Below are 17,438 nucleotides of genomic sequence, written 5' to 3'. Positions count from 1 at the left end.
CCGGACACTGGCCCCCGAAGGCAATAGCGATGGCCCCCAGTGAGACGAATATTCAGGCTGCGTGGGTATCAGACAACGGGGTTCTCTTAGTCGACCTGAGCGCCTTAGATCTTCGCGAAGGCGACTACGAGGTTCTTCTCAAGAGTGGCGATACCGAAGTACAGAGTATGCAGCTTCGCCTGCGCTCTGGTGCGACGCCGGACCACGCCGCGTGGCAACGAGCCCCCCGCCTTTCTCACGATCTGGCGCACCCGTTGGATGCCCTGACAGCCCGAGACCATTCCGAGGTTGAGGTCGACTGGGCCGTCGATGGCGCATGGGCCACCCCGGTCAGTAACGAGGCTGATTTCGTTTCCCCCCAGGGAACCCCGTGGTGGTCGAAGGCGCGTTCAGATAAAGAGTCAGGGGCGAAGCTGGCGATCCCGCCGCTCGACGACAGTTCTTGTGTCTTCACCGGTCGACACCGCTTCGTCATGCCACCCACCCCCGCCCGCCAGCAGACGAGGCGAGAGTTGAGAAATCAATTCATCATCGGCCGCTGCGAGGGGTGCGGGCTCATCCGCCGCTACCCCGGCCTCCCTCCTCGACGGGCCGAAACTCTGTTCTCGGGCATCGATGTTCAGGGTGTCGAGAAGGCCGCAATGCCCCAGGCGACGGCGGTCTCGCTCCCCGAAATTTCATGGGACGTCGCCCTTGACGGGCTAGTCCATGCCGGCGGCGGATCAGTATCAGCTCTTCGATCCATGGCCTCCCAGGTCGAGGGGACCGCGCTCTTCGTCGACAACTTCACCCGCGGGCTCGAAGCGTTGGCGCACATCGAGGTTGAGCGAGATGAACGGTTCGAAGTGGTGAGATGGGAAGTCGGGCTGAAGACCCTGGCAGAGCTACCCGACGGAAGGCACCTCGTGTGTGGAGGTTGGAGCGCTGTCGAGCTGCGTTCCTTAGAGGCAGCGGTGAACGCTGCCGGCGGCACCGTTGCAGTGGAATCGAAAAAGGGCCTGACGACTCGGATCGTCTCCGGACTGTCTGCCCATGACCTCGACGAGCTGCCGGACGTCGCCTCTGGAGAGGTCTTTGTGGCGCCAGATGCCGCGCTCTACATGGCGAAGCTGCTGCCGAGTCTTTCCGAAGTGGAGGCAGCTTTACCGCGGATTCCGCTACCCGAAACCAAGAGCATCAAATGGTTCGACATCGAACGCTCTCGGTGGCAATCGGTAAAGGATGCAGAAGCACCCGGCGCCTACCGCCTGTTGTCGCGTTTCACGACCATCGATGTGTACAGAACGGAGGCTGACATAGGCGACAGGACCGCCGCCCGTGGCTCTGTCCAACTGACCAAGCACCTCGCGGCTCGAGCGGGTGGTCGTCCGCTCCTCAGCTACGATCGCGCCAGCTCGACGGTGAGCGTCCCACTTGGCTGCGATCTCCCGGGGCTTTTCGGTCGAGTCGCCGTGCTTTGTTCGGGTTCACTCCCCGAAGCACTCACTGCTCGGTCCCTGCTCTCATACTGCGGTGTTCCCGCGACGGTTGCCGGCGTGCTCAGCCACCGTCTCTCGACCTAGTTAGAAGGACGATCTGCGATGCACGTACCAGACCCCTTAGACACTTACGACGGTCTCAAAGACGCGTACCTGAGGTATTACGAGACCACCTACTGGCTCCGGGACGCAGACCTGAGGAAAGAACGCCGCGCCCTCCTCGAGCGGCCCGGCAAGCTCTTCACCGAACCACTCATCGAACCGGTGCTCCCTTATCCTTCCACCAACGAACTGCTTGAGATAGCGCAGAGTGTCGGCATCGAAAGCCGCGTTGCCGATGCCGTCGGGAGAGCGCTTTTCGGCGGCTTTGTGGACAATGACTCCCCCATCTCGCTTCGCGCCCACCAGGCAGAGGCGATCCACCACTCGTTCAGACCGGGCGTTGAACCGGGCCGCAACGTCATAGTCACCTCAGGAACAGGCTCGGGAAAGACGGAGAGCTTCTTACTTCCACTGCTGCTCCGCATCGCCATGGAGGCCGATCGTTGGTCGCCCCAACCGCCAGCGCATCATTGGTGGACCCAGCGACCGGGCAGCAGTTGGTTACCTCTCAGGGCCAGAGAGACTCGTCCTGCAGCAATGCGCTCCATCGTGCTGTATCCGACAAATGCCCTGGTCGAGGACCAGATCGTGCGCCTGAGGCGCTCTACCAGAGCTCTTGCCGCGTCTTTTCCCGGTGCTCCAATCTGGTTCGGGCGATACACAGGCGTCACGCCCGGCGGAACCAGGATGCCCGACAAGAACCCTCGATTGCTTCGCGAAGTCGCGGCTTCTCTCCGCGCTACGGCATCCGAGATGGATGACCTGGTTGGCGCGGGCCTTCCTGCTTCCGATCTTGAGCAATTCGCGGATCCCCGACAGAACGAGATGATGACCCGTTGGGACATGATCGCGTCCCCGCCGGACATAATGGTCACCAACTATTCGATGCTCAACGTGATGCTGATGCGTGAGTTCGAACAGCCCATCTTCGAGCAGACACGGCAGTGGCTGGAAAGTGATCCGACCCGAGTCTTCACGCTCGTCGTTGATGAGCTACACCTTTATCGCGGCACGCAAGGAAGTGAAGTCGCGATGATTATTCGAAACTTCCTGCACCGACTGGGTTTAGCGCCGGACAGTCCGCAACTCCGGTGCATTGGCACATCCGCGTCACTCGACGCCGGAGAGGGCGGCAGGACTTATCTCGAGCGATTCTTCGGTGTTGCCGGTGACTCGTTCCACGTAACCGCCGGACGACCGGCCGAACTCGACACGAACTCCAACGACCCCGCCACGAGAATTGCGAACGCGTGCGTCGACGAAGATGGACGCGTCAGAGCCACCCCAAGATCCCGAATAGCGCAGCGGCTCGGCGGTGACCCTGAACTCAATCAATTGCTCCAAACGATCGCATCCAGCTCGAACCCGACAACGATTCCTTTACGAATCCACATGTTCGCCCGGCTCTCCAAGGGTTTGTGGGCCTGCGTCGATCCCGAGTGTTCGGGTGTGGCTGAACTGGAAGGCGACCGCCGAATCGGACGACTCCTCGATGTTCCCGCCACCAGTTGCCCCGACTGCGGATCCCGGGTTATGGAACTCCTTTACTGCTGGGAATGCGGAGACGTGAGCCTCGGCGGATGGGTGGCGAGCCACATCGAAGATTCAGTGATGCTGGGGGCGTCGCCGCCCCGCTACCCTTTTGAAGAGTCGATCCGCGTATCCCATCGCACATCCGATACGTATCGCTGGTACTGGCCGGGGACCAAACCTGTTGCCAAGTCATGGGATAGGAAAGGCCCCAAGGGATCAGTCGGGGGTTCGAAGTTCCACTTCATTCCTGTGGAGCTGCAACCTTCCGTCGGTTTGATGGGGCCAGCGGTGGAGGCTGCTACCGGCTGGACCTTTGCACACGATTCTGGAAACAAGGCGGTCCACCCAGCCCTCCCAGAGATGTGCCCGCATTGCGGCCAAAAGGGTCACAACATGTCGTCCGATCGATTCTGGGCTGGCGCTGTTCGATCGCCGATCCGCAATCACTCCACGGGCAACTCACGATCGACCCAGGTGTACCTCTCGCAACTCGTCCGCGAGATGGGCGACTCGTCCAGTGAATCGCGGACGATTGTCTTTACCGATAGCCGTGACGATGCCGCCCGAACCGCAGCAGGAGTCAGCCGGAACCACTACCGTGACACCGTCCGGCAGGTCATCGCACAGGTGCTCGACGAGGGTGAACCCGACCAATTGGACATCCTCAAGCGGGGTGCCGATGACATGAACTCTCTTTCCGCTGAAGAAGTAATCACCTTCCGATCGCTGTCCGCGGCGCAACCGGAGATCTGGAACCTGGTACAAAAGCAACGGTTTACGGACCTGACGGAAAATGAAGCAGAAACGCTGGCTGCGTTCGCCAGCGAGGAAAGCGCTGAAACAACCTGGGCCCGCCTCCAGGAGCTCGTCATGCGACGGCTAGTGGACATGGGCGTCCCACCTGGTGGCACGGGTCCCTCCATGGCGAAAACGGTAAACGGAGCCATGTGGTTCCAAGCATTCGAACCACCGGTCAGCGGGGCGTGGGAGCCACTGGAGCCGACGCTGCAGGCTACGGCAGTTCAACGATTCAGCCAGGAACTCGGCAAGCAGATGGCGGCTGCGGTTTTTGACCGCACCGGCCGCGACATCGAAGCATCTGGGATCGGGTTTGTCGAGGTCAGCGGTAGTCGACTGTCGTCCTCGCCCCTATCCCCCGAGACCTCGCGCGAGGTTCTCCGTTCGGTCGTGAGGATTCTGGGAGGTGCTAAACGTATCCCTTACAGTAGCCGCGAGCCTCAGCAGGCGGTTCCACAGGACGTGAATAGCTACGTCAAACAGGTTGCGCACCGTCACTCGGTTGAAGTTGATGACCTCCTCCAGTGGCTCACCGCGGAGGCAGAGGGAGGGTTTGCTCCTGGGTGGCTCCTGGCTGTCAATCTCGCAGAACCTCCGTTCGAGTTCGTCCCCCAGCACCAACGCAAGTGGACGTGTGCTCGGTGCGGTTTCCAGCACCTGCACCCATCGGCAGGGATATGTGCGAACCGGCGATGTAATTCGTCAGAACTCATCGAGTCCGTTCTGTCCACTTCGGACATCGATTACTACGCGTGGTTGTCGACGCTTCCACCACGCCGCCTCGCCGTTGCTGAATTGACCGGCCAGACCCGCCCGTTGGAGGAGCAGCGTCGCCGCCAGCGGCATTTCAAGGGCGTTCTCCTGCCGAGCCCACGAGAGTTCCAGATCACTCACGAGCTTGATGTCTTGGTCGCCACCACGACCATGGAGGTCGGCGTGGATATCGGCTCGCTCAAGTCGACGCTGATGGCCAACATGCCCCCTCAACGGTTCAACTACCAGCAGCGCGTCGGCCGGGCGGGTCGCGCTGGCCAGCCATTCTCGTACGCCCTAACCGTATGCAAAGGTCGCAGCCACGACGATTACTACTTCAATTTTCCCGAACGCATCACGGGCGACGTACCTCCCCAACCATTCCTAGACACCAACCGGGATCGGATCTCGAGGCGCGTTGTCGCATCAGAAGTTCTCCGACTAGCCTTCGGTTCTCTCCCGAACCCTCCGAAGTGGACCACGAAGAGCCTCCATGGCACATTCGGCACTGTCGAGCAGCTCGCAGGCAACCTGCCGCGTATCCGTAAATGGCTGGAGAAGTCGCCTTCTGTCGACGCCGTGATCGACAGGCTCACCTCCCACACCGGCATCACCGCGCAAGGGCGCAGCAGCATGGAGCAATGGGTCCGCCACGATCTCGCCGATGAGGTCGCGGCGGCCGTTGCCGACGTCTCGGATCCGCAAACTGAGCTGAGTAGGGAACTCGCCAGCGCCGGTCTGCTGCCGATGTTCGGATTCCCCACCCGGGTACGGCCGGTTTATCGAAAGCCTCCGCGGAAGATGGCAGACCTCCAGGACGTTGTCCTAGCCGAACGGCCTCTGGATATGGCGATCACCGCCTTTACTCCGGGCTCCAAAATCGTTCGAGATGGCGCGGTAAGAACCGTCATCGGATTTGCCGCCTACGGCATGGCGTCAGGCAAGGTTGCGCCAGTGGATCCACTCGGGCAGCCACGGCTCGTTACTCGCTGCGAGGAGTGCGGTGCCACCAATCTCGATCAGGAGTTCGCCAGCTGCGCGATCTGCGGTGAGACCACGACAACCGTCACCATGTACGAGCCTCTGGGATGGCGCACGGACTACGCGTCCGCCACGGACTTCGATGATGACTTCGACATCTCGGAGTCGGTAGCCCCTCCCGCCGTCGGTGTGGCTGAGGACCCGACGGTCTCCTTTTCTTCCGGAGCCGTCGGCGTGGATGCCTACTCCCAGGCGAAGCTCGTTACTCTTAACGACAACTCGGGGCGGCTGTTCGACCTGCGCCGTCGCATGGACAAGTCCGTCGTGGTCGCGAATACCGATCTATACGACGACGTCGACGAATCGAACCTCATCGGAGAGCGCATCGCTCACGCCGCAATCGGCGCCATCAGGACTACTGACATCGTCACGATCTCATTCACCACGCCGAAGACCGTCGGGCGTCAGCTCCCGGCTGATGGCCGGCGGATGCCGTCGGCACAGTCGGCCTTCTTGTCCTTTGGTGAAGCAATTCGGCGAGCCTGCCAGATCGAGCTGGATATCGATCCCGATGAAATCATTGCCGGTCTTCAGCCTGCCACGATCAACGGGACCCCCTCCTTCAGGATATTCCTGGCGGACCGTCTTGAGAACGGCGCGGGATACGCCACAGAGATCGCTCAGCCTCAACGGCTGAGTAACCTCCTCCACACCGCTCGGAATGATCTCGAGTACAGCTGGACGTCGTCGGCTCATTCAGACTGCGACAGCTCGTGTCCTGACTGTCTACGTTCTTACAATAACCGTTTGCTGCACGGCAGCCTGGACTGGCGACTCGCGCTTGACATGTTCGATCTCGCTGTTGGTAAGGAACTCGAACTCCAACGGTGGTTAGCGCACAGCGCCTCAGCTGCCGCGAACATTGCGGCTGCCGGGCAAGGAGCCTATGACGTCGTCGATCTGGCAGGGTTGAAAGCACTACACAATGGGTTTGAGGGCAGGATCTCCATCCTCGGACATCCTCTGTGGCGACGCGATTCCGACGGATGGAACTCTCTGCAGAAGGAGGCCTACTCGGCGGCAATGCGGACGTATCCGGGTAGCCACGCCGAGTTCTCAGACGTTCGCGAGGCACTGCAACGACCGTTCGGCACCATCAGTCAGCTGATCTCGGCTGACGCTCTCGTGTAAGTGCTTGCGCGCCAGTAGCAGACGCTTACTCCCGTCGGGTGGTGCCGGTGTGGTGCCGGCACCACCCACCCGAGACTTCCCTGGGACCCAGCCGTCTCCCCTACTGCCCGACCCGGTTCTGCCGCTGGTACTCCTCGGTCGTCATCTGCACCAGCCGCGAATAGCGGCCCTCCACGTTGTCCACGTAGCCGATCGTCCGCACGTACGGGGCGATCACGTGCACCTTCTGCAGCGGCGTGACGATGAGAAGCTGGATGCCGAGCTTGGCGAACAGCTCCAGCGCGTAGCGGGTGGAGGCGTCCGAGCCGCGGCCGAAGGCCTCGTCGATCACCGCGAACCGAAAGTCACGGGCCTTGGACGCTCCCCATTCCAGTCCGAACTGGTAGGCCAGCGAGGCTGCGAGGATGGTGTAGGCCAGCTTCTCCTTCTGCCCGCCGGACTTGCCGTCGGAGTCGCGGTAGTGCTCGAACTCGCGGTCGGTCTCACGGTCCCGCTCGGAGGCGGAGAAGGTGAACCAGTTGCGCACGTCGGTCACCCGCGCGCGCCAGGCACGGTCGGAGTCGCTGTGGCCCTCCCGGCCGCGGAGTCGCTCGAGGATCGCGCGGACCTGCTCGTAGCGGCTCTCCGAGTACTGGCCGTCGCCGTCGAAGGCGTCGTCGGTGACCCCGCGCAAGTCGGCGCGGAACTGGCGCACCTCCTGGTTGACCGTGTTCTCCCGGTCGAGCCGCACGTACCGCCCCGGGTTGAAGTCGATCGCACCCAGCGCCTCGTTGGTCTTCTCGATCTTCTGCCCGATGTCGTCGGCCTGGCGCAGCAGCCAGTTGTGGAAGCCGGCGAGCTCGCGGATGGTGTTCTTGCGCAGCTGGCTCTCGAACTCGTCCACGAACCGTGGGAGGTCGTCGTCGGCCAGTCGGGCGTGGAACCGCACGTATTCGGCGCGGGCGGCCACGGCCGCGTCCATCTCCTTGGTCTGCTCCGGCCAGGTGCGGCGGATTTCGGCCATGGCCTGGTGGATCCGCGTGGTGAGGCCGTTGAGCTCGCGCTGGGCGCGTTCGGCGTCGGCGTCGATCGCATCCGACAGCGCCGCCTCGGCGGAGTGCGCCTCGTCGGCGGTCTGGGCCAGCTCGGCGCCGCGGTCCTCGCCGTAGCCGAGCCGATCGCGCAGCCGTGGGTACACCTCGCGCGCGGACTCGAGCAGGGCCTCGTCCAGCTCGCCGAGCACGCGCTGGTCGCGGAGCATCTGGCGCTGCTCGTGGTCGATGCTGCTCTGCCAGCGGCTGCGGTGGTCGGATAGCTCCCGCTCGTCGTCGGCCACGGTGGCGGCGCGGGCGTCGAGGTCGGCGATCCGCTGGTCGATCTCGGACAGCTCGTCGCTGCCGCGGACCAGCCGCTGCCGCTCGGCCTCGGCGGAGTCGGCGCGCTGCTGGGCCTCGGCCCAGTCCAGGTCGCGCCAGGACGGATACTCGGCCAGCCGCACCAGCGCGGTGCGGGCCTGGCCGGCGTCGTTCTGCTCGGCGGTGGCGGCGTCGAGGCGGGTGGCCAGCTCGGCGACGTCGGCCTCGAGCCGGGTGCACCGCGCGCGCAGGGCGTCGACCTTGTCCTCGTTGCGCCAGCCCAGCACCCAGTTCCGCGCGTCGGTGGTGGAGCTGCGGTCGTCCTTGACGTGCCGGTTGCGGGAGCGGATCTGCCCCTGCACGGTCACGGCGCGGTCGGCGCGGCGGAACTCCTCCATGGTCTGCGCGCACAGGTGGTCGGCGCGGGCGTAGAGCTCCTTGGCCAGGTAGCCGCGCAGCGGCGAGTCGGCGATCTCCACGGTGTCGGCGAGCAGCAACCCGTCGATCTGGGGCCGCTGTAGCGGGACGTGCTTCTCGGGGACCCGCTCGTAGACCAGCCGCACGCCCACCTCGCGGCCGTCGGAGCGGCGGGAGGTGAGCCGGCGGGAGTCCACCCAGTCGGCCACGTCGGCGTAGTGCTCCTGCGGCACGAGCAGGGACAGGGCGAATCCGCGCAGGACGCGCTCCGCGACGCCACGCCACTGGGCGTGCTCGGCGGCGATGTCCATGAGCTCGCCGGCGAACGGCAGCTCGGCGGCGTCCAGGCCGAGTTCAGCGCACAGCTGGGCGCGGACCTGGAGCTGTTCGGTGGGCAGGTTGCTGGTCCGCCCGGTCAGGCCGGTCAGCTCCTGCTGCACCTCGCGCAGCTGCCGTTTGCGCTCGCCGTGTTCCATGACCAGCGCGTTGTGGCGCGTGGCCAGATCGACGCCGTGGGAGTCCAGCTCCGCCTCACGTGCGGCGATCGCCTCGGGCAGCCGGGCGAACGCCGCCTCGTCGGTGACGGGGTCCAGGCCGGCGCGGGTCACCGCGTCGGTGAACCGATCCCGACGACGACGACGCTCCTCCAGCTGCTCCCGCGCCGCGGCGGCATCTCGCTCGAGGTCGCCAATGCGGTTGCCGCCGGATTCGGCGCGCGCGGTGACCAGGGCCTCGCGCTCGGTGGCAAGTTCCCTGGCCTTCTCGCGGAGGCGGACCACCTCGGTGTTGGCGGAGGCCACCTCGGTGGTCAGGGTGTCGATCTCGGCCTGGCGCAGGGCCATGCGGAGCTCGGCGAAGTACGGGCGCAGGGCCAGTCGCTCCTCGCGCAGCCGCTCGCGGCGCTCGAGGGCGGCGTCGTAGGTGTGGATCTGCTCGACCAGCGGCTCGAGGGCGGCGAGCTGGGTGCGGGCGCGGGTGACGGCGTCGTGGGCGCGGGTGAGGTCCTCGAAGTGGCGCAGGATGCCCTCGATGCGGGCGGAGGCGTCCACGGGTTCGAGCATGTGGGTGCGGACGAACTCGTTGAGGTCGCCGACGGACTTCATGGAGATGGTCTGGTGGAACAGTTCCATGGCCTGCTCGGAGCGGATGCCCAGCAGGCGGCGCATGGCGCGGCCGTAGGTCGGGAAGTCCTTGTCCACCACGGCCCCGCCCTCGCGTAGGCGGGTGATGAGGGCGCCGAGGTCGGAGCCGAAGCCGGTGAAGTCCGGGTCGATGGACAGCGCCCGGTCGGCGGTGATGAAGCGCCGCCACGGCTGGCCGGTGGCCTCCTGCTGCTGGAAGACCTGTGCGAGGGTGACCTCCTCGCCGTACCCCTCGTTGCGGAAGACGCCGAGGATCACCGAGTACGAGTGGCCATCGCGCAGCCCGACCGAGCGGACACTGCCGGTGGCCTCGTTGCGCTCGGTCTTGTGGTGGCCCTCGACGTAGGACCGCAGGGTGCGTTCCTTGCGGGCGGCGCCGGCGGCCTTGTTGTAGTCGATCCGGTGCGAGGGCAGCATGAGCGTGCTCACCGCGTCCACCAGGGTGGACTTGCCGCTGCCGATGTCACCGGTGAGCAGAAGGGTCTCCCCCGCCGGCTCGAGATTCCACACCCGGGAGTCGAACGTGCCCCAATTGAGGACCTCGAGGCGGGCCAGGCGGAAGCCGGGGCGCTCACCGCTGCCGAGCTCGACCGAGGAGAACAGGCCGCTGGTCATCAGATGTCCTCGCTCGGGTGGTCGGCGGTGCTCTCGTCCGCGTGGCCGACGCCCTCGTCGGCCGAGGTTTCGTCCGCGGCGCCCGCGTCGGCGTACTCGGCGAGCTTGGCCGAGAAGTCCGAGAGTGTCTCGGCGTCCACGTAGGCCTTGAGGATGCGGCGCACCTCCCACTCCCCCTTGCGGTCCTTGAGCTGACGCAGGAAACCCATGCCCACGAGCCGGTTGATGGAGGCGTCGATCTGGTGCTGCTCGCGCGCCTCGTCGGTGCTGCGGTGCAGGAAGAGCTGGATCATCTCCACGATCTCGTCGTGCGTGAGCACCAGCTGGCCCGGATCGCCGGCCGACTCGAACTCGGCCAGGCGCTTCCGAAGGAGGACCAGCAGGAGGCTGTCGGCGTACGTCAGCGTTCGTCGCCGGATGACGCGGGGAAGAGCGTTCTCGCCCTCCGGGGTGTCCGCGGTCCGCAGGTAGGCGTAGCCCTCGTCGTCGTCGACAACAACCTCGAGTCCTACGACGGCGAAGTGGTCACGGACGGCGCCCTGGTGGCGCACCAGGTCGTCCCAGGCGTCGGACTCCTGGTACACGACGCCCTGCATGAGGCGGATGGCGCTGACCGCCACGGCGCGCTCGGGGGTGACACGGCCGGCGGTGACACGGTCCCCGACCGCATGGTCGGCGGTGCTGGATCCGGAGGCGGTCATCGGCGGGTGACCTCCACCCGCGGCATCGTCGCGCGCATGTGCCTGCCTGCCTCGTGGTACTCGATCACGGTCTCCTCATGCTCGTGGGTGGTCACCTCGAGATCGTCCTCGTCCAGCGCCAGGTAGCCGACGATCTCCGCCGCGCCGTGCTGGAGCGGGTAGAGGGAGATGATGTCCTCCAGCCGCGCGGTGCCGTGCACCGGGATCAGCGCGCGGATGCGGGTGGCGAGGCGCGCGGGGTCGACCACGACCTGGTTGGCCAGCACCGAGGTGTCGACCTCCTCGGCCTCGACCGGCTCGAGGTCGCTGTTGACCTCCGAGGCCGGCCGCACGGTGAACAGCGGGCGATCCGTGGGCAGGGCCACGTCGATGCTGGTCTCCTCCAGCTCCAGACCGAAGTCCGGGAGCTCGCCGTCGCGGATGTGCAGGGCGGTGGTCTCGATCTGGCGCACCAGGTCCAGCACGCGGCGGTTCTCCAGCCACACCTGATCGTCGGTGAAACGGCGCAGCTGCTCGGAGATGCTGCGGACCGTGTGCTGGGTGCGCTCGGCGGCCTCGGCCCAGCTGTGGTGGACCGTGCGCAGGCGGCGGTCGGCGCCGACCTCCTCGATGCCGGTCATGCGATCCAGGAGCATGGACAACTCCTCCTGGCCCGAGGTGGACAGCAGCAGGTCGTAGAACGCCTGGAAGCTGCGGCCCTGGTCGGAGGAGTCGATCATGCTGCGGCCGTGGACCAGCTCGGCCAGGAGCTCGCCCTTGCTGCCCTGCCACGTGGCGATGCGCTCGCGGGCTGAGCGGTCCAGGGCGCGGAAGTTCTCCTCCACCTGGCGGAAGTCGGCCAACAGGTCGCGGGCGGTGGCGGCGAACTGCTGGTAGCGCTCGCGCACGGCGGTGCGGTCGAGGAGGCCAGCGTCCGGGTCTTGTTGGAGCTGCGCGATCTCCCGCTCGATGTCGCGCTTACGGCGCTCGAGCTGGTCCAGGCGCTTGGCGGGATCGGACTCGGTGCCCTGGGCGATCTGACGCAGCAGGTCCACCGCGGTCTGCAGACGCGACTCGGTGCCGACGAAGGACTGCTCGGCCAATCCCTGCACCCAGGCGTAGGCCTTCTCCAGGGCCGGGGTGGCGTCGTAGTGGATCTCGTCGGCGCCCAGCGGGTAGAAGCGACGCAGGAACCCCGCCTCCGGGCCGGCCCAGTCCGCCAGGTACTCGGCGGCCGTGCGCAGGAACCGCGGGTTGGCCGGGTCCTGGGCGTTGATCGCGTACAGCTGGTCGTCCAGCGCCGCCACCAGCTCGCCCTCGGAGCTGGCGCCGCGACCCTCCTCCACGAAGAACCGGCCCAGCACTGTGAGCAGCAGAGGCGCGTGCGTGGCGCGCAGCATCCGCCAGGCGGGATGCCGCTCGCGCAGCGCCTCGATCTGCGCATACTCCACGTGGGGCTCCTCGGGTGGGTGGACTTTCGGTGTCGGCGGCTCGGGCGCCGAGGGGACAGTCTAGGAGTGGGGGGTGAGGAGGGCGAGATGGGGCGATGGGTAACGCCAGCGGGATCAGTACGCCGCCCCAGCGCTCTTCACCCCCGATGCAACTGCACTGGCGATAGTTCGTGGCCATAGACCCGCACAACGGGCTCGATACACGCCGCATCCCCTACGACGATGATCGCAGAAGCACCAACTGCACAGGATCAGCAAGGAACAGCCCGAAGGCCGCGAGCCGAAATCCTCCGCGCAGAACGGTCAATCGCGGTCAGTGCCACCGCAATCGGCCTCGCCACTAAACCAACCGGCCATAGGCCAGGCAAGCCGAGACCGACCGCACTGGTCACATTAATCTGCGCGACAAGAACGAGTCCCGCGTGAGATTCTGCATAGGCGCAAGCCTAATGCACGCCGCCGAATCGCCCCCGACCGAGGTCTACGCACTTCATCCCTCGGGCCGCGCCACCCCAGTCACGCGTTCAGGGTCAAATCTCGGCCGACTACCTTGCCGATTGCGTACCGCAACTGAATATGTGCCTTATCGATTTCGATTGCAGCCCGAGTGTGCGCAAGCATCCGAATGGGAGACTTGTTCGCTGAGAGTGCGTTCACCGCGGCAACAGTGGCTGCGCGCACTTCCTCGCTGTTGAGGGGCCACACTGACCCGGAAAGGTCGCTCCTCGTGAAGATGCCCTCGTTCCCATGGTGCCGAACAATCGAATTCCATTCTTTGATTGTTTCTAGCAGCGCATCTCGCGCCTGCGCGTAGTGCAGTTTCGACGACCGCGAAAGTTCTGAAAGCGCAATAGTCAAGTCATGATTGTCGATTGCAAACACGGGAGGCTCTTCGTCGCGCTTCCGGAAATTCTCCCACGCCGAAGACGTCAACATGAATGCCCCGATGAAGCATCCGACGGCAACGATGCCGGCAGCCACGAGCAAGAAAGCGCCAAGAGCGACACCCACGATAACGATACCAATGAGAGCCCCAAGAGCAATGGAAAAATATTGCACGTTACACCAACATCCCTACGACCCAGCCACCGACCACTACGCCAACAATGATCAGGACACCCGCAAAGACCAAGTTTGCGATCGCGACCGAAAAGTAGCTTGCTGGTTCGATTCCATTCCCTGGCAGCCAAGCCTCGCTGTCCGAAACGACTCGCTCCAGAGAGGAAGCTGCACGTGCGGCGGTGGCTCTCGCCTTGGGGTCCGGCACCGGCAAGCCAAGAGGAACTTCTTGCACCGTGACCCGGACATGATCGGCGTCCGCTAGGGCGCTTCGGTATGCTTGGAGTCCGCTATCGACAGTCGCTTTGGAGGTCATATCTTCTTGGGCCTCAAGTATCGTGATGGTCAGGGGCGATAACGTTCGTCATTCTGGACTATCTTGGCACATGGTGCTGCACCCACAGGTTTCGCAGGGTCCACCAATCTCGAGATGTGACTTTAGCTATCGTGCCAGATAGCACCATTTGGTGCGGGCGCTATCCCGATCTAACACTAAGATGTCGAGATGGCAGAAGCGGAACTATGCCATTGTTCGCGCGGTGGTCGTTGCGGCTAGGTTACGGAGACATGGGCACATCCCACGATGGCGCGGCCATCCCGACCTGAATCACGCTGCGCAGCCATTGGAAGAAGTTGCGGGCCATCTGCCGCGTGCGTTCGGGGGCCTTCGCCTAGCCGTGGTGCACTGTGCGCAGGCGGCGGTCGACGCCGACCTCGTCGATGCCGGTGAGACGGTCCAGCAGTATGGACAGCTTCCTGTCTCGAGGTGGACAGCAGCAGGTCGTAGAAGGCCTGGAAGCTGCGGCCCTGGTCGGGAAAGTCGATCATGCGGCGGCCGTGAACGAGCTCGGCCAGCAGCTCACCCTTGCTGCCCTGCCACGTGGCGATGCGCCGCGCACCGACCGCTCCAGCGCGCGGAAGTTCTCCTCCACCTGGCGGAAGTCGGTCATCAGCTCGCGGGCAGCGGTGGCGAGCTGCTGGTAGCGCTCGCGGCCCGCCGTCGACAAGCAGGCCGGCCTGCGGATCCTGGCGGAGCTGGTCGATCTCCCGCTCGATGTCCTGCTTGCGGCGCTCGAGCTGGTCCAGACGCTTGGCGGGGTCGGACTCGGTGCCCTGCGCGATCTGACGCAGCAGGTCCACCGCGGTCTGCAGTCGCGACTCGGTGCCCACGAAGGACTGCTCGGCCAGGCCCTGCACCCAGGCGTAGGCCTTCTCCAGGGCCGGAGTCGCGTCGTAGTGGATCTCGTCCGCGCCCAGCGGATAGAAGCGACGCAGGAAGCCCGCCTCCGGGCCGGCCCAGTCGGCCAGGTACTCCGCAGCCGTGCGCACGAATCTCGGGTTGGTTGGGTCCTGGGTATTGATCGCGTAGAGCTGGTCGTCCAGCGCCGCCCGTGACGCTGGACCTGACCAACCGCACTTCTTCATCATCGATGAGATCAACCGTGGGAACATCTCGAAGGTCTTCGGAGAACTGCTCATGCTGATCGAGGGCGACAAGCGTGGTTCAGCCCTTCGTCTCCTCTACAAGAATGAAGAGTTCTCTGTACCTCCGAACCTCTACATCATCGGCATGATGAACACGGCCGATCGCAGTCTCGCTGTAATCGACTACGCGCTGCGTCGTCGCTTCGGGTTCTTCGACATGAAGCCGGGCTTCAGCACAGAGGGTTTCTCTCATTACCAGGCAAAGATCGACAGTCCGATCCTGGATAGTCTCGTTGCAGCGATCAGAGAGCTCAATCTCGCCATCTCGGATGATCCTGCTCTCGGACCGGGCTTCGCCGTCGGCCACAGCTTCGTCATCGCGGCTCCCGAGGATGACACCGAGGACGCCTGGCTTCAGTCGGTGGTGGAGGACGAACTGGTTCCGCTTCTCGACGAGTATTGGTTCGACGAGCCAGCCAAGGCCGAGGAGTGGTCCGGAAGGTTGCGAGCTGCAATTTCATGACTTCCAACTCCATCACCATCCGTAACATCTACGTGATGATGGCCTACGCCTTCAGGTCTATCCGGAGTTCCGGCACCGATGAATATTCGTCTCACTGGGGGCCATCGCTATTGCCTTCGGGGGCCAGTGTCCGGAAACGCGATTATTGCGCTTGGGGGCCGGCAGTAGCGTCCGTGGGGGCCACCGGTCCTTAGGCTCCTTCCGCCGCGTGTAGAGGGCACGTGGCGGAAGGAGCAATCCGTGACTGTACGGAAGATCAGGGCGAAGCTTGTGCTGCAGCTTCGCGCCGAGGGCCTGTCGGGGCGGGCGATCGCCGCCTCGCAGGGCATGTCCCGCAAGAGCATCACTGCGGTGCTGGAGGCTGCCGACGCGACGGAGACGAGCTGGGACGACGTCGCCGAGCTCAGCGATGAGCAGGTGTATACACGCCTGTTCCCGGGCCGCGGGGAGCACGAGAGCGTGTTCGCCCAGCCGTGGCAGATAGGGCCAGATGGTACTTACGGTCCGGCGATTCGGTACCGCGATTCTGACGACTTGGTACTCCTTGGGGCAGCCGGGGTGGTCTGCTCAAGGTAGGCGGCGCGACTGCGCCGTCTGTTCCTATTTGAGGAGGCTGCATGGCCGACTACAAAGCCATCATGACGTTGGCGCTTGCCGGGCATAGCTACAGCGAAATCGTCGCGGCCGTCGGGTGTTCACGGCGGGAGATCGCGGCGGTGAAGAAGACGATCACCGCCTACGGCATCACTGCCGGCCAAGCGGCGTCGATGAATCCGGCCGAGATCGCCGGGATGTTCCCCGACGGGCGCAAACGCGTCTCGGAGGACTACATCAAGCCCGACTTTGATCGGGTGCTGGCGTCGATGAAGTTCAATCGGCACTTCACCATCCAGCAGGCGTGGGGAAAGTACCTCGCCGACCCCACCGGAGCCGGAAAGAAGTACGGGTACTCGCAGTACTGCGCCCTGTTCGGCGAGCACGCACGGGTCAAGGACGTCGTGGCCACACTGCATCACGAACCCGGTCGGACGATGCTGGTCGACTGGGCCGGCGACACCCTCGAGGTCCTCGACGCGGTCACAGGGGAAATCACCAAGTTGTACCTGTTCGTGGCGGTGCTGCCGTACTCCGGTGTGGTGTTCTGCCGCGGCTTCACCGATATGAAGTCCCCGTCCTGGATCGACGCCCACGTCGCGGCGTTCGACTTTTTCGGCGGGGCGCCCCAGATGGTGGTGCCCGACAACCCGACCACCGCCACCCACCGACAGGCCAAGGGCGAAGCGGCCAGGGCAGTCAACGCCCGCTACCAGCAGCTGGCCGACCACTACGGCACCGCGATCGTGCCCGCTCGCGTGCGCAAACCCCGCGACAAGGCAGCCGTAGAGTCCGCGGTGGACGTGGTCAACAAGCGCGTCATCGGCTACCTCGCCGAGGAGGTCTGGACCACCGTCGAGGCCCTGAACGCCGCCATCGACGACCGTGTCGCGGAGATCAACACCGTCATCCGTCGGGCTGACGGCACGACCCGGTGGGAGCGGTTCGAATCCGACGAGGCGCCGCTGCTGGGCGTCCTGCCCGACGACGGGTTCGCCACGGTGGAGTGGAAGCAGCTCAAAGTCGGGCGGAACTATCACATCTCCTGCGATTCGCAGTACTACTCGGTGCCGTACACCTTCGCCGGTCAACTGCTGCGGGTCCGCCTGACCGCACAATCTGTGACGATCTTCGATGGCGACCAGGTCGTCTGCGTGCACTCCCGGCGCCATGGTCGTAAGGGCCAGTACTCCACGGTGCTCGCGCACGCCCCGAGAGAGCATCAGGGCATCGATGGTCTGTGGTCGAGGCAGTGGTTCACCGACCGTGCCCGCGGGTTCGGTCCTGCCACCGAGAAGGTGATCGCCCAGATCCTGGATCGTCACGTGATCGAGGCGCAGGGCTATCTGGACTGCCAGAACA

9 protein-coding genes and 2 pseudogenes are annotated in these 17,438 nt (G+C 64.8%); 5 read left to right on the top strand and 6 right to left on the bottom strand.

Features of this window, described 5'->3' with window-relative positions; genetic code table 11:
• Together KHA85_RS14010 and KHA85_RS14005 are read left to right on the top strand one after the other, a co-directional pair.
• The coding region (locus tag KHA85_RS14010) for a hypothetical protein (protein WP_213186270.1) at positions 1–1,562 on the top strand (1,562 nt) is incomplete at its 5' end.
• A gap of 18 nt (positions 1,563–1,580) precedes the next feature.
• The gene (locus KHA85_RS14005; protein ID WP_213186269.1) at positions 1,581–6,836 is read left to right on the top strand and encodes a DEAD/DEAH box helicase; all 5,256 of its coding nucleotides are present in this window, start codon (positions 1,581–1,583) and stop codon (positions 6,834–6,836) included.
• 100 nt (positions 6,837–6,936) lie between these two features.
• Here the strand turns inward: KHA85_RS14005 and KHA85_RS14000 are convergent, their stop codons facing one another.
• The 6 genes and pseudogenes from KHA85_RS14000 to KHA85_RS18635 form a co-directional block, all read right to left on the bottom strand.
• Positions 6,937–10,344, bottom strand: coding sequence for an ATP-binding protein (locus tag KHA85_RS14000; RefSeq protein ID WP_213186268.1), 3,408 nt, complete (start codon positions 10,342–10,344; stop codon positions 6,937–6,939).
• Positions 10,344–11,045, bottom strand: a complete 702-nt coding sequence (locus tag KHA85_RS13995; protein WP_213186267.1) for a DUF4194 domain-containing protein — start codon at positions 11,043–11,045, stop codon at positions 10,344–10,346. The genes KHA85_RS14000 and KHA85_RS13995 overlap by 1 nt, the downstream gene beginning before the upstream one ends.
• A complete protein-coding gene (locus KHA85_RS13990; protein WP_213186266.1) occupies positions 11,042–12,475 on the bottom strand; it encodes a DUF3375 domain-containing protein in 1,434 nt (477 codons plus the stop codon). Before KHA85_RS13990 ends, KHA85_RS13995 begins: the two co-directional genes overlap by 4 nt.
• A 516-nt stretch (positions 12,476–12,991) precedes the next feature.
• Positions 12,992–13,534 carry a hypothetical protein gene (locus KHA85_RS13985; protein WP_213186265.1) on the bottom strand — a complete coding sequence of 181 codons (543 nt, stop codon included), beginning with the start codon at positions 13,532–13,534 and terminating at the stop codon, positions 12,992–12,994.
• A 552-nt stretch (positions 13,535–14,086) separates the two neighbouring features.
• Positions 14,087–14,484 (bottom strand): annotated as a pseudogene (locus KHA85_RS18640) (DUF3375 family protein).
• Between the two features lie 133 nt (positions 14,485–14,617).
• Positions 14,618–14,959: pseudogene (locus tag KHA85_RS18635) on the bottom strand (DUF3375 family protein); the annotation flags it as partial.
• On the opposite strand from KHA85_RS18635, the gene KHA85_RS13975 reads away from it, so the two are divergent.
• The 3 genes from KHA85_RS13975 to istA form a co-directional block, all read left to right on the top strand.
• The gene (locus tag KHA85_RS13975) at positions 14,958–15,482 is read left to right on the top strand and encodes an AAA family ATPase (protein ID WP_213186271.1); all 525 of its coding nucleotides are present in this window, start codon (positions 14,958–14,960) and stop codon (positions 15,480–15,482) included. The pseudogene KHA85_RS18635 and the gene KHA85_RS13975 overlap by 2 nt on opposite strands.
• Positions 15,483–15,722: 240 nt before the next feature.
• Positions 15,723–16,058, top strand: a complete 336-nt coding sequence (locus tag KHA85_RS13970) for a hypothetical protein (protein ID WP_438802058.1) — start codon at positions 15,723–15,725, stop codon at positions 16,056–16,058.
• Positions 16,059–16,099: 41 nt separating this feature from the next.
• A partial coding sequence (istA, locus tag KHA85_RS13965; RefSeq protein ID WP_213186263.1) for an IS21 family transposase occupies positions 16,100–17,438 on the top strand: 1,339 nt, incomplete at its 3' end.

This window comes from Dietzia massiliensis, from assembly GCF_018390595.1.
In the GTDB taxonomy this organism is placed as follows: Bacteria; Actinomycetota; Actinomycetes; order Mycobacteriales; family Mycobacteriaceae; genus Dietzia; species Dietzia massiliensis.
This window is presented reverse-complemented; position numbering and strand designations above follow the sequence as displayed.

Excerpts from the sequence above, each read along its gene's own strand:
- KHA85_RS14005 (WP_213186269.1), top strand. The coding sequence starts at position 1,581 with ATGCACGTACCAGACCCCTTAGACACTTACGACGGTCTCAAAGACGCG.
- KHA85_RS14000 (WP_213186268.1), bottom strand. The coding sequence starts at position 10,344 with ATGACCAGCGGCCTGTTCTCCTCGGTCGAGCTCGGCAGCGGTGAGCGC.
- KHA85_RS13995 (WP_213186267.1), bottom strand. The coding sequence starts at position 11,045 with ATGACCGCCTCCGGATCCAGCACCGCCGACCATGCGGTCGGGGACCGT.